This window comes from Bacillus sp. FS02 (assembly GCF_024398395.1).
GTDB lineage: Bacteria > Bacillota > Bacilli > Bacillales > Bacillaceae > Bacillus > Bacillus altitudinis.
The window spans coordinates 2,865,744-2,879,204 of the sequence record NZ_CP074101.1 but is presented as its reverse complement, the minus strand read 5'-3'; the positions used below and the strand labels follow the sequence as shown (position 1 = coordinate 2,879,204).

Annotated in this window: 8 protein-coding genes, 1 tRNA gene, 3 rRNA genes and 1 riboswitch; of the genes, 5 read left to right on the top strand and 7 right to left on the bottom strand. The window is 44.4% G+C overall.

Going from position 1 to position 13,461, the window contains the following annotated elements:
- Positions 1-30: 30 nt before the first annotated feature.
- The 4 genes from KFQ09_RS14635 to KFQ09_RS14620 all read right to left on the bottom strand — a co-directional run bounded on the left by KFQ09_RS14635 (position 31) and on the right by KFQ09_RS14620 (position 5,505).
- Positions 31-106: transfer RNA gene (locus tag KFQ09_RS14635), tRNA-Val, on the bottom strand.
- 562 nt (positions 107-668) lie between these two features.
- Positions 669-783 (bottom strand): 5S ribosomal RNA (gene rrf, locus KFQ09_RS14630).
- 61 nt (positions 784-844) lie between these two features.
- Positions 845-3,774 (bottom strand): 23S ribosomal RNA (locus KFQ09_RS14625).
- Between the two features lie 182 nt (positions 3,775-3,956).
- A 16S ribosomal RNA gene (locus KFQ09_RS14620) occupies positions 3,957-5,505 on the bottom strand.
- Together the 16S, 23S and 5S rRNA genes form the textbook arrangement of a ribosomal RNA operon.
- Before the next feature lie 438 nt (positions 5,506-5,943).
- A riboswitch (TPP riboswitch) is annotated at positions 5,944-6,046 on the top strand.
- Between the two features lie 97 nt (positions 6,047-6,143).
- Here KFQ09_RS14620 and thiT point away from each other — a divergent pair.
- Positions 6,144-6,719 (top strand): energy-coupled thiamine transporter ThiT, encoded by a 576-nt coding sequence (gene thiT / locus KFQ09_RS14615; protein ID WP_007500615.1) that lies wholly within the window; start codon positions 6,144-6,146, stop codon positions 6,717-6,719.
- Positions 6,720-6,959: 240 nt separating this feature from the next.
- Here thiT and KFQ09_RS14610 read toward each other — a convergent pair whose 3' ends face one another.
- On the bottom strand, positions 6,960-7,514 hold the full coding sequence (locus tag KFQ09_RS14610; RefSeq protein WP_255835784.1) for a GNAT family N-acetyltransferase: 555 nt from the start codon (positions 7,512-7,514) through the stop codon (positions 6,960-6,962).
- A 169-nt stretch (positions 7,515-7,683) separates the two neighbouring features.
- Between KFQ09_RS14610 and KFQ09_RS14605 the strand changes: the two genes are divergently transcribed.
- Genes KFQ09_RS14605 through ftsW form a run of 3 tightly spaced genes read left to right on the top strand, consistent with a single transcriptional unit; the run spans position 7,684 to position 10,630 of the window.
- On the top strand, positions 7,684-8,322 hold the full coding sequence (locus KFQ09_RS14605; RefSeq protein WP_138826323.1) for a DUF1232 domain-containing protein: 639 nt from the start codon (positions 7,684-7,686) through the stop codon (positions 8,320-8,322).
- A 14-nt stretch (positions 8,323-8,336) separates the two neighbouring features.
- Entirely contained in the window at positions 8,337-9,491 is a 1,155-nt protein-coding gene (gene rodA / locus KFQ09_RS14600) for a rod shape-determining protein RodA (protein WP_206115675.1), read from the top strand.
- Between the two features lie 5 nt (positions 9,492-9,496).
- Positions 9,497-10,630, top strand: a complete 1,134-nt coding sequence (gene ftsW, locus KFQ09_RS14595) for a putative lipid II flippase FtsW (protein WP_370648304.1) — start codon at positions 9,497-9,499, stop codon at positions 10,628-10,630.
- A gap of 30 nt (positions 10,631-10,660) precedes the next feature.
- Here ftsW and KFQ09_RS14590 read toward each other — a convergent pair whose 3' ends face one another.
- Together KFQ09_RS14590 and KFQ09_RS14585 are read right to left on the bottom strand one after the other, a co-directional pair.
- The gene (locus KFQ09_RS14590) at positions 10,661-12,208 is read right to left on the bottom strand and encodes a flotillin lipid rafts scaffold protein FloT (RefSeq protein ID WP_007500611.1); all 1,548 of its coding nucleotides are present in this window, start codon (positions 12,206-12,208) and stop codon (positions 10,661-10,663) included.
- A gap of 11 nt (positions 12,209-12,219) precedes the next feature.
- Positions 12,220-12,750, bottom strand: coding sequence for an NfeD family membrane protein (locus tag KFQ09_RS14585; RefSeq protein ID WP_017367919.1), 531 nt, complete (start codon positions 12,748-12,750; stop codon positions 12,220-12,222).
- A gap of 205 nt (positions 12,751-12,955) precedes the next feature.
- Between KFQ09_RS14585 and KFQ09_RS14580 the strand changes: the two genes are divergently transcribed.
- The gene (locus tag KFQ09_RS14580) at positions 12,956-13,435 is read left to right on the top strand and encodes a DinB family protein (RefSeq protein ID WP_048002154.1); all 480 of its coding nucleotides are present in this window, start codon (positions 12,956-12,958) and stop codon (positions 13,433-13,435) included.
- Positions 13,436-13,461 lie beyond the last annotated feature (26 nt).

Here is a 13,461-nt window from a genome sequence, read left to right as displayed (position 1 = left end):
ATCTATCCTAACATTATGTAAGAATAAATATGGTGGAGGATGACGGGCTCGAACCGCCGACCCTCTGCTTGTAAGGCAGATGCTCTCCCAGCTGAGCTAATCCTCCACTATGTAGGAATCTCTCGATCCGACAAAGATTATTATATACAGGTTTTACTCATTTGTAAAGGCTATATTAAAAAAATTTTATTTCATTTTTCATGACGTATTTCTTTTAACAGATGATGTTTATGTTACTAGTTAAAACGGCTTCAATTCAACGATTAACAGCTGTATTTCTCTTCTCTATATTCTCTTTAAAAACGAGTAAATCCTTTAAAAATATCAGCAGCCTTTCAATTTTTATACTTTAATGATATAGATATTTCTTTATTTCAACTGTTAAACGCAATGAATGTTTTGATTTCAATAAAATAGACTTATACAACTCCATTTAAATGAATGAATTTGTATCAGGCATCTATACACCTGCTATTCTTTCTCTCTATTACTTTTCTCCATACTTAAAAATGAACGAACATGCTTCACAGACTTTCACGTTGATTTAGAGCATCTCCACGCTTATAGTGAATTAAAACAACCTGATTTATACCACATATGTATCAAGGTGATCTTCTTTCAAACAGCACAAAAAAGACCAGTTCCGACTGGAACTGATCCTTTGAAAAGCTTGGCGGCGTCCTACTCTCACAGGGGGAAACCCCAACTACCATCGGCGCTGAAGAGCTTAACTTCCGTGTTCGGTATGGGAACGGGTGTGACCTCTTCGCTATCGCCACCAAACCTGATGGAGAGAATGTTCTCTCAAAACTAGATAACAATGTTCATTTTTCACATTAGAATATAGGTTAAGTCCTCGATCTATTAGTATCTGTCAGCTCCACGTGTCACCACGCTTCCACCTCAGACCTATCAACCTGATCATCTTTCAGGGATCTTACTTCCTTGCGGAATGGGAAATCTCATCTTGAGGGGGCTTCATGCTTAGATGCTTTCAGCACTTATCCCGTCCGCACATAGCTACCCAGCGATGCCCTTGGCAGAACAACTGGTACACCAGCGGTGCGTCCATCCCGGTCCTCTCGTACTAAGGACAGCTCCTCTCAAATTTCCTGCGCCCGCGACGGATAGGGACCGAACTGTCTCACGACGTTCTGAACCCAGCTCGCGTACCGCTTTAATGGGCGAACAGCCCAACCCTTGGGACCGACTACAGCCCCAGGATGCGATGAGCCGACATCGAGGTGCCAAACCTCCCCGTCGATGTGGACTCTTGGGGGAGATAAGCCTGTTATCCCCGGGGTAGCTTTTATCCGTTGAGCGATGGCCCTTCCATGCGGAACCACCGGATCACTAAGCCCGACTTTCGTCCCTGCTCGACTTGTAGGTCTCGCAGTCAAGCTCCCTTGTGCCTTTACACTCTGCGAATGATTTCCAACCATTCTGAGGGAACCTTTGGGCGCCTCCGTTACATTTTAGGAGGCGACCGCCCCAGTCAAACTGCCCACCTGACACTGTCTCCCTGCCCGATAAGGGCAGCGGGTTAGAAGGTCAATACAGCCAGGGTAGTATCCCACCGATGCCTCCACCGAAGCTAGCGCTCCGGTTTCCAAGGCTCCTACCTATCCTGTACAAGCTGTACCAACATTCAATATCAGGCTGCAGTAAAGCTCCACGGGGTCTTTCCGTCCTGTCGCGGGTAACCTGCATCTTCACAGGTACTATAATTTCACCGAGTCTCTCGTTGAGACAGTGCCCAGATCGTTGCGCCTTTCGTGCGGGTCGGAACTTACCCGACAAGGAATTTCGCTACCTTAGGACCGTTATAGTTACGGCCGCCGTTTACTGGGGCTTCAATTCGCACCTTCGCTTACGCTAAGCGCTCCTCTTAACCTTCCAGCACCGGGCAGGCGTCAGCCCCTATACTTCGCCTTACGGCTTCGCAGAGACCTGTGTTTTTGCTAAACAGTCGCCTGGGCCTATTCACTGCGGCTTCTCGGGGCTTTAACACCCTAAGAAGCACCCCTTCTCCCGAAGTTACGGGGTCATTTTGCCGAGTTCCTTAACGAGAGTTCTCTCGATCACCTTAGGATTCTCTCCTCGCCTACCTGTGTCGGTTTGCGGTACGGGCACCTCTCACCTCGCTAGAGGCTTTTCTTGGCAGTGTGGAATCAGGAACTTCGCTACTAAATTTCGCTCGCCATCACAGCTCAGCCTTCACGGGAAACGGATTTGCCTATTTCCCAGCCTAACTGCTTGGACGCGGATATCCAATACCGCGCTTACCCTATCCTCCTGCGTCCCCCCATTGCTCAAATGGTGAGGAGGTGGTACAGGAATATCAACCTGTTGTCCATCGCCTACGCCTTTCGGCCTCGGCTTAGGTCCCGACTAACCCTGAGCGGACGAGCCTTCCTCAGGAAACCTTAGGCATTCGGTGGACGGGATTCTCACCCGTCTTTCGCTACTCATACCGGCATTCTCACTTCTAAGCGCTCCACCAGTCCTTCCGGTCTGACTTCACTGCACTTAGAACGCTCTCCTACCACTGTTCGTAAGAACAGTCCGCAGCTTCGGTGATACGTTTAGCCCCGGTACATTTTCGGCGCAGAGTCACTCGACCAGTGAGCTATTACGCACTCTTTAAATGGTGGCTGCTTCTAAGCCAACATCCTGGTTGTCTAAGCAACTCCACATCCTTTTCCACTTAACGTATACTTTGGGACCTTAGCTGGCGGTCTGGGCTGTTTCCCTTTCGACTACGGATCTTATCACTCGCAGTCTGACTCCCAAGGATAAGTCATCGGCATTCGGAGTTTGACTGAATTCGGTAACCCGGTAGGGGCCCCTAGTCCAATCAGTGCTCTACCTCCGAGACTCTTACCTTGAGGCTAGCCCTAAAGCTATTTCGGAGAGAACCAGCTATCTCCAGGTTCGATTGGCATTTCACCCCTACCCACACCTCATCCCCGCACTTTTCAACGTGCGTGGGTTCGGGCCTCCATTCAGTGTTACCTGAACTTCACCCTGGACATGGGTAGATCACCTGGTTTCGGGTCTACGACCACGTACTCATGCGCCCTATTCAGACTCGCTTTCGCTGCGGCTCCGCATCTTCTGCTTAACCTTGCACGGGATCGTAACTCGCCGGTTCATTCTACAAAAGGCACGCCATCACCCGTTAACGGGCTCTGACTACTTGTAGGCACACGGTTTCAGGATCTATTTCACTCCCCTTCCGGGGTGCTTTTCACCTTTCCCTCACGGTACTGGTTCACTATCGGTCACTAGGGAGTATTTAGCCTTGGGAGATGGTCCTCCCGGATTCCGACGGAATTTCACGTGTTCCGCCGTACTCAGGATCCACTCTGGAGAGAACAACATTTCAGTTACAGGGCTGTTACCTTCTTTGGCGGGCCTTTCCAGACCTCTTCGCTTATATCGTTCCTTTGTAACTCCGTATAGAGTGTCCTACAACCCCAAGAGGCAAGCCTCTTGGTTTGGGCTGTTCCCGTTTCGCTCGCCGCTACTCAGGGAATCGCATTTGCTTTCTCTTCCTCCGGGTACTTAGATGTTTCAGTTCCCCGGGTATGCCTTCTCATACTCTATGTATTCAAGTATGGATACTACTCCATTACGAGCAGTGGGTTTCCCCATTCGGAAATCTCCGGATCAAAGCTTGCTTACAGCTCCCCGAAGCATATCGGTGTTCGTCCCGTCCTTCATCGGCTCCTAGTGCCAAGGCATCCACCGTGCGCCCTTTCTAACTTAACCATTTCTTACTTTAGAAAGAATCACTATGTGTGATGAACTTTGCATTGCATTCAATGTGAATGTATTACTTATTGTTATCTAGTTTTCAAAGAACAATCCTGTCTCGCTAGAGACATGTTTGAAGGAATGATCCTTCAAAACTAAACAAGACGAAAAACGTACGCTGCTCCATATATCCTTAGAAAGGAGGTGATCCAGCCGCACCTTCCGATACGGCTACCTTGTTACGACTTCACCCCAATCATCTGCCCCACCTTCGGCGGCTGGCTCCATAAAGGTTACCTCACCGACTTCGGGTGTTGCAAACTCTCGTGGTGTGACGGGCGGTGTGTACAAGGCCCGGGAACGTATTCACCGCGGCATGCTGATCCGCGATTACTAGCGATTCCAGCTTCACGCAGTCGAGTTGCAGACTGCGATCCGAACTGAGAACAGATTTGTGGGATTGGCTAAACCTTGCGGTCTCGCAGCCCTTTGTTCTGTCCATTGTAGCACGTGTGTAGCCCAGGTCATAAGGGGCATGATGATTTGACGTCATCCCCACCTTCCTCCGGTTTGTCACCGGCAGTCACCTTAGAGTGCCCAACTGAATGCTGGCAACTAAGATCAAGGGTTGCGCTCGTTGCGGGACTTAACCCAACATCTCACGACACGAGCTGACGACAACCATGCACCACCTGTCACTCTGTCCCCGAAGGGAAAGCCCTATCTCTAGGGTTGTCAGAGGATGTCAAGACCTGGTAAGGTTCTTCGCGTTGCTTCGAATTAAACCACATGCTCCACCGCTTGTGCGGGCCCCCGTCAATTCCTTTGAGTTTCAGTCTTGCGACCGTACTCCCCAGGCGGAGTGCTTAATGCGTTAGCTGCAGCACTAAGGGGCGGAAACCCCCTAACACTTAGCACTCATCGTTTACGGCGTGGACTACCAGGGTATCTAATCCTGTTCGCTCCCCACGCTTTCGCTCCTCAGCGTCAGTTACAGACCAGAGAGTCGCCTTCGCCACTGGTGTTCCTCCACATCTCTACGCATTTCACCGCTACACGTGGAATTCCACTCTCCTCTTCTGCACTCAAGTTCCCCAGTTTCCAATGACCCTCCCCGGTTGAGCCGGGGGCTTTCACATCAGACTTAAGAAACCGCCTGCGAGCCCTTTACGCCCAATAATTCCGGACAACGCTTGCCACCTACGTATTACCGCGGCTGCTGGCACGTAGTTAGCCGTGGCTTTCTGGTTAGGTACCGTCAAGGTGCAAGCAGTTACTCTTGCACTTGTTCTTCCCTAACAACAGAGCTTTACGATCCGAAAACCTTCATCACTCACGCGGCGTTGCTCCGTCAGACTTTCGTCCATTGCGGAAGATTCCCTACTGCTGCCTCCCGTAGGAGTCTGGGCCGTGTCTCAGTCCCAGTGTGGCCGATCACCCTCTCAGGTCGGCTACGCATCGTCGCCTTGGTGAGCCGTTACCTCACCAACTAGCTAATGCGCCGCGGGTCCATCTGTAAGTGACAGCCGAAACCGTCTTTCATCCTTGAACCATGCGGTTCAAGGAACTATCCGGTATTAGCTCCGGTTTCCCGGAGTTATCCCAGTCTTACAGGCAGGTTACCCACGTGTTACTCACCCGTCCGCCGCTAACATCCGGGAGCAAGCTCCCTTCTGTCCGCTCGACTTGCATGTATTAGGCACGCCGCCAGCGTTCGTCCTGAGCCAGGATCAAACTCTCCGAGGTATGCAGGATGCATATCACACATGCGTTGCTACACGATGTAGCGAACTTAGCATGTGATCATTTCCTGCCTCGTCAGCGTTTGACTGACTACCTATGATGTATCATAGGATTTTTTTATAAAAACTCGAATTAACAGGTACGTTTTGTCTTGTTTAGTTTTCAAAGATCATCTTCGTTATCGCTCAGAAGCGACTTTATTAATATAACATTCTATCAAGATGAAGTCAACAACTTTTTTCTCGAATGTTATTTCTCAACCGCGCTGTTTCAGCGGCGAATACAAATATAACACCTTTTAAAAGAAGAAACAAGTATTTTTTCTAAATAATTTATTTTTCCTGATCTCTTCCTATATATTCGTACAAAAAGGGCTTAACTCCGTAATTCACTATTGTTGATCCTGTAGGTCTTTAGTATATTTATAATAGATTGAAATTTAATAACCGCAGGGGGAGCTTCGTGCTGAGAGTGAACAATTCGTTGTTCTGACCCTTTGAACCTGTCAGTTAATACTGAAGTAGGAATGTGGAATCACTTGCATACATGCATTGTATTCAAGCCGATATGTTTTTCTATGAATCACATACTCATCCTGACATGGTCTCTCCTTGCACAATTCGTGAAAAGGGGATTTTTTTATGCAGCAATCAAATCAATTAGTACGACTGATGGAGATCGCCATCATGACTTCTCTTGCACTTGTTTTAGATTATTTATCAGGTCTCTTTTTAAGAATGCCAAACGGCGGGTCAATTGCACTGATCATGATTCCTGTCATTCTCATGTCCATTAGATGGGGCGTGTCTGCTGGATTTATCATCGGTGTGTTAATCGCAGGACTGCAGCTGATGAACAATCCTATTATTGCTACACCTGTACAAGGATTTCTAGATTACTTTGTCGCATCTGTTGTGATTTGTTTAAGCGGGCTATTCTCAGGATCAATTAAAAAAGCCATTCAGGATAAAAAGCGAAAGAAACAATTCTTCTATATTATCCTAGCTGTATTTGTCGCCAGTTTCTTCAGACTGCTGACGTTCTTTATTTCAGGTGTAGTCTTCTTTTCTCATTATGCACCAAAAGGAACACCAGGTTGGGTGTATTCATTAGTTTATAACAGCACATATATGATTCCTTCATTTATCATTTGTAGTATTGTTCTTTGTTTACTCATCCCTAGTGCGTCTCGTTTGGTTTTTCCTCGACAAAAATAACCCAGCTGTTTCAGCGGGTTATTTTTTTATGCATAATTTGCTGCTCTATTGAATCTATTAATAGTAGAAGATTTCATGCTGGAGGTACGACAATGAATCCTTACTCCATTATGCTGTGCTGTTACATCCTCAGTCTCGCCTACTTTTTGGCCAGTTTCTATGAGGCATTAAAAATAGCAGGTGTGAAAGGGAAAGTAGAGGCTTCTCCTTTTATATCTTATATTTTACTCGCCACCCTTTTTACTTTTTTCTCTCATTATTACTGGAAGCTGACGATATAATCTGTTGAACATGATCGCTTAGGACAGATAGTTCCCATCCATACCCTATTTCTTCATGGTTCTCACCAGCCAGCTCGAACTGGCTGGTGACGGCAAAACTAGGTTGAAGTTTTTGATAAAATTGCTTAGCTGAATTTTGCTCAAATACCCAGAGCAGCATATTCTGATAGCTTTTCTCTATTAAATAATCCACACCTTTTGCAATCAAAGCCATACCCGCTCCTGATTTCTGTTTTCTCTGCAACAAATAGATGGCATAAAGCTCACCATCATATATTGAATATCTCTCATCACGCTGTTTTCCGAAGGAAGCAAAACCAAATACTCCGTCAGCATCCTCTGCGACAAACGTGCCTTCAAGCGACCTGCTTCTCCAGCTCTCTTCCCGCTCCTCTACATTTAAAGCATCTAAATACTCTTGTGAAATAATGCCGTGATAAGTCGTTTGCCAGCTCTTCACATGAATTTCAGCAATTTTAGGAATATCATTATGTACTGCATGTCTAACCTTCATCCACGCACCCCTTTTAGCCATTTCTTACTCTATGTTTCATATGATAAGTTTCTATTTTATAAAATTCAATCCCTAATGGATATTCGTTGACATTTTGTCAACACCCCTATATATTGGGTACGACTTCTTCTATTGAAGAGTTGAACTTTATGAAAAGGGGGAAGAAGAGATGGAATTTAAAACAACTGAGCTTCGGCAGTTTTTAAAAGAACAACTGCAAATACGTTCTCTTTCATTAAGAGAACTCAGTACACAAACAGAAATTGATAAAGCCACACTGTCTAGAATCATGAACGGAAAAAGAAAACCGACTTTGAACCATTTACAGCGGCTTTCAGATGCTCTACACATTTCTTTAGATCATCTATTGGCCACGGCCGGATTTTCAATTAAAAAAGAAAGAGTTCACGGTAATACGTTCATTCAAGCAGTAGAAGAGATTGAGCGAACGCTGAAAGATCATGATGTCTATGACGGGACGTTCAGCGAGAATGAATTGAAACAGAAGTTAAATGAATATGAAACCTATAGTCAATCAGATGAGGGAAAAGAAACAATCTCAGCAAATTTTGAAAAAAAGATAGATACGATAAGCGGTGTTGGACCATTTCTTGATCAATTGAAAAGCATGTACTGCTCGTTCATGAGCGGACGGGGGACTTCTCGAGAATTGATGTTGATGGGAGGCGCATTACTTTACTTCATTATGCCCGTTGATTTAATACCAGATTATATTTTTCCGATCGGCTATATTGATGACGCTGCAGCGGTGCAGGTCGTATTAAACCAGCTGACAAATAGGTCATAGCAGGTGACGGAGACATGAAAAAACAGAACAGCATTGACTTCGCATTATTATTCACTGTCATTTGCTTCTTTGTGATCAGCCTACTAGCTGTGTATAGCGGATCGGGACAGTATGAAACGCAAGATATGTTTTATTTCGTCAAAAGACAAGTTTTCTGGTATATCGTCGGCTTTGGCCTTATGGCGGCAGTTGCTTACTTTGATTATGAACTGCTTGAGCGGTTATCTTTTCGATTATTTGCAGGTGGTCTCTTCCTCATCATTCTCGTTCATTTTTTTGGCACGAATCAAAATGGCTCCCAAAGATGGATCAACTTGGGGCCCATGAAAGTGCAACCATCAGAATTTATGAAAATTTTTGTCATTCTTCTGTTAGCGGCTATTTTAAATCGATACAAACATCAGCGCTTTTCGTTTAAAGAAAGCATGATTCCTACAATGAACATCATATGCTGGACCTCTGTTCCTTTTTTCCTGATTTTAATTCAGCCAGATTTGGGGACGGCACTTGTGATCTTGTCTATCGCTTTTACACTGATGCTTGTGTCAGGCATTTCAAGTAAGATGATCGCTGCATTAATCGCTTCTTTTCTCGCGCTTCTTGCATTTTTGACCTACTTGCACAATGAACATTTTGAGCACTTTACAAAAGTGATTAAACCTCATCAGCTTGATCGCATTTATGGGTGGCTCTCCCCTGATGAATTTGATTCGACATATGGGTATCAACTGAAACAAGCAATGCTTGGCATTGGGTCAGGGCAATTATCAGGAAGCGGGTATACAAAAGGAAATCAAGTACAAGGGGGAAATATCCCTGAAGCCCATACAGATTTTATATTTGCAGTCATTGGCGAGGAATTTGGTTTTATCGGCGCCTCCCTATTGATCTGTTTATATCTTATGATGGTCTATCGAATGATTCATGTGGCTATGCATGCGAATACCCTTTATGGGCTTTATATATGTGCTGGGGTGGTTGGGCTGATCGTCTTTCAAGTCTTCCAAAACGTTGGGATGACAGTAGGGCTAATGCCTGTGACTGGTCTTGCCCTTCCTTTTATCAGTTATGGGGGTAGTGCGCTTTTAACCAATATGATCGCCATTGGCCTTGTGTTTAGTGTCAATTTGAGGTCCTCATCCTACATGTTTGGACGTAACTGGGATTGAAGGTGATGTCATTGATTCTTTCTCACCTAAAAAAAATCGACCACATTCTTGCTGGGACGATTGTTTGTCTTTGTTTCTTTGGATTGCTGATGGTGTACAGTGCGAGTTATCCTTTAGGCGAAATAAAATATGGACAGGGCAGCTACTTCTTCATGAAACAGTGGCAATGGCTTTTGATTGGGTTCTTCTTTTTCATCGCTGCAGCCCTGGTTCCATATCAAGCTTACCGTAAATGGATTCGTTGGCTTGTGATGCTGTCACTGCTATGTCTTCTCCTTGTCCTACTTCCAGGAATCGGTGTTGTCAAAAACAATTCACAGCGATGGATTCATTTGGGCTCTCTGATCATCCAGCCGTCTGAGGCTGTGAAATTAGTGATGATCATCTATTTTGCCTATGTATATGCAAGGAAACAAGCGTACATTACATCCTTTAAAAAAGGAGTATTGCCTCCACTTCTTCTTTTAAGTCTAGCTTTTTTATTGATTTTAAAACAGCCAGATTTAGGTACAGCAGTTTCTATTTTATTGAGCTGCGGTATCGTCTTATTATGTGCTGGACTTAGAACACGCCACCTCATTCTACTAGGTTCGACGGCTGCGGCAGGAATCACTTTTTTTGCTGTGACCGCTCCTTATCGTTTGAAACGAATCACTTCTTTTCGTGATCCTTTCATGTATGAGGATGGAGATGGTTATCAGCTGATCCATTCTTATCTCGCCATGAATTCAGGAGGGCTTACCGGGAATGGTTTAGGCGGAAGCATTCAAAAACTAGGGTTTCTTCCTGAAGCCCATACAGATTTTATTATGGCCATCATTAGTGAAGAGCTGGGAATCATGGGGCTGTTGTTTGTGATGGGTGCCTACCTACTCATCATGTATCGCGCCGTTCGAATCGTTCAAGGTTTACAAGATCCATTTGGAAAACTATTAACGATCGGGCTTACTTTTCAAATTATGATTCAAGCAGCCTTTAATCTCGGAGCTGTCTTTGGGCTTCTCCCCATTACAGGCATTCCTCTTCCCTTTATTAGCTACGGCGGATCTTCATTGGTGTTCATGATGATATCTGCAGGCATTCTTGTGAATCTCTCTTCATCTATCAAAAGACACCGGCATGTGCCCCAAGTAAAATAGACACCCTCTATCAGAAGGTGTCTTTGATTTTTATTCTTCTATTTGACGATCAGCGATTTCTTTTTTTCTTGGCTGTTTGATTTCATTCGTCAGTTCTTGGATGCTTTGTTTCACATTGCCTTTGCCAGAGAAATTCTCAATAATTTCTTTAACATCAATTCCAGAAGAAGCTTTCAGACTTTCTTGAAGACTGGACATAAGGTTTGTCGCATAGCTGGTCACTTTGTTGGCACCGCTGCCTTCCCCGTTACCACCTGTATCAACAACTGTAATTTTATCAATGTTAGAAAGTGGAGCAGATACTTGTTTCGCATATTCAGGTAGCATTTTCACAATCATATCAAGAATCGCCGCTTGACCATACTGTTCGAATGCTTCTGCAATTTTCTCTTTCGCTTCTGCTTCCGCAAGTCCTTTCAACCTAATGACTTCTGCTTCTGTTTCCCCTTTTGCACGATCGGCTTCTGCTTTGGCAAGCCCGTCAATCCGAACTTTCTCTGCTTCTGCTTTTGCCATTGCTTCAATGCTGTATTTCTTCGCATCTGCTTCTGCAAGACGCTTCGCTTTTTCCGCCGCAGCCGACTGCTCAACAGCATAACGGTCCGCATCTGCTTTCTTTTTCACTTCAGAATCGTATTGACGCTCACGACGCTGGATCTCTTTTTCTTCTAATTCAATTTGCTTCTGACGTTCAATGATTTTGACTTGCATTTCTTGTTCAGTTACGTGCTGACGATTACGAGCTGTTTCAAGATCATACGCTTGGTCAGCGCTTGCTTTTGCTGTATCTTGTTCACGTCTGAATTCTGCTCTTTTCAGCTCATTGATTTTTTCTGCTTCAGCGATTTCAGTGGCACGCTCAAGCTCAGATTTCTTAGCATCTTTATCTGCTTCTGCACGTTTGATACGTGTTTCTTTATCTGCTTCTGCTGTCGCAATATCTGCATCGCGTTTCACTTGAGCAATTCTAGGTTTACCTAGTGATTCTAAATAGCCATTTTTATCACGGACATCTTTGATTGTAAACGATACAATGACAAGACCCATTTTCGCTAGATCTTGAGAAGCGACACGCTGTACTTCTTGAGAAAATTTCTCTCTGTTTTTATAAATCTCTTCAACTGTCATTGACCCTAAAATGGAGCGAAGGTGTCCTTCTAGTACTTCTCTTGCTTCATTTTCACGATCTTCTTTTGTTTTCCCTAAAAACTGTTCTGCAGCAGTGGCGATTTCTTCAATTGATCCGCCAATTTTAATGATCGCCGTTCCATCCGCCATGACTGGTACACCTTGTTCAGTATAGACTTCAGGCGTTGAAACATCTAGCTTGCTAGATAGTAAGCTGAGCGGCTCTGCTTGTTGAAAAACAGGGAGTACAAAGGTACCTCCACCTCTTACAATCTTAATCTTGTTTCCACCTTCATCCACGTGGACATTTTTACTTCCGAGGTAACTTCCTGTGACAATTAATGCTTCATCTGGACCAGCTGTCCGGTATTTCGAAACAAATACACCAATAAGTGCAATGAGAATCACAAGCACAATTCCAATAATAATTAATATGGTTGTTCCTGGCATAGCATTCCCTCCTAGATTTCTTCATTTGGTATAACAGATAACACGCCTTTGTTCACTTCGACGACCAGCACCCGGGTTCCATATGGAATCTCCTCTTCGTCGAAACTGACGGCAGGCTTTGAGATTTTCCCGCTGTTACTAATTAACAGCACTTCTCCAAACCCATCTTTTGGTACAGATACAATGATCTCCCCAGTTCTTCCTTTTAGGTCGGCCTCCGTATATGAAAGAGATTCTTCAGCAGAGGAAAGCGGGACTAAGACAAATACATGTAAACAAGTAACGAGAACCACTGCGAGGATGGCAGATAATACGGCGCCAAGTCCACTTCCTACAATTGCTGTTTTTTCAGAGATAAATCCTCCAGCCGAGAAAAAGGTAAGAAATGCGAGGATCAATGTTGGTTGAAGGAACGGGACAGGAATCGCTTCAAACAATCCATCAAATACATCGCCAAAAAAGACGAAAACAAGCGTCAGGATTCCTGATACCATCAATATGTATAAGTACAGCGTCTGAAGAGGCAGCCCAAACACATCCATCTTCCTCACCCTTTCTTTATGAAATGAGCAGCCTTTCATTCATTTAGACCATGCTCACATCCAAGTGTATTCCTTCTAACAGGTAATACGAACCACTTTTGTAAAGGTTTCATTTTTCATCACAATTCATTAAAGGATTTCTCGGATAGCTAAAGAATGATTGTCTTGTACCAGTATGATAAAATTTGATCTTGAGGTGAGAGAAATGAGTTTATTACATGATGCAAGACAAGAATTGTGGCAAGAGCTGCAAGGTTTGAACGAAGAACAATTGAATCAAAAATTATCTGATGATACTTGGAGCATTCAAGAGGTTGCAGATCATTTAAAGAAAATGGACCTAATTTCAGCAAAACATCTAGCTGCCGAGGGGAAAAAAGCACCGATTAAAGAATATGAGCCAAAGCCGGTGGAAATGGCAGAGGATCGTTCAAAAAAAGCCACTGCGCCTAGTATTGTTGAGCCAGAGCGCAAGCATGTGACACCTACACATTTAAAAGATGAGCTTGATACAGCTCGTGAGAAATTAAATCAAATTTTATCAACGTTTACAGAGGAAGATTTCAAACGCGTGATTGCACATCCTGTGTTTGAAGAACTTTCATTAAAGCAATACCTTGATTTTATCGGTGCACACGAAAAACGCCATATTCATCAAATTAAAGAAATTAAAGAACAGCTATAAGATGTAAAAAAGGCTCCCAGAAGGGA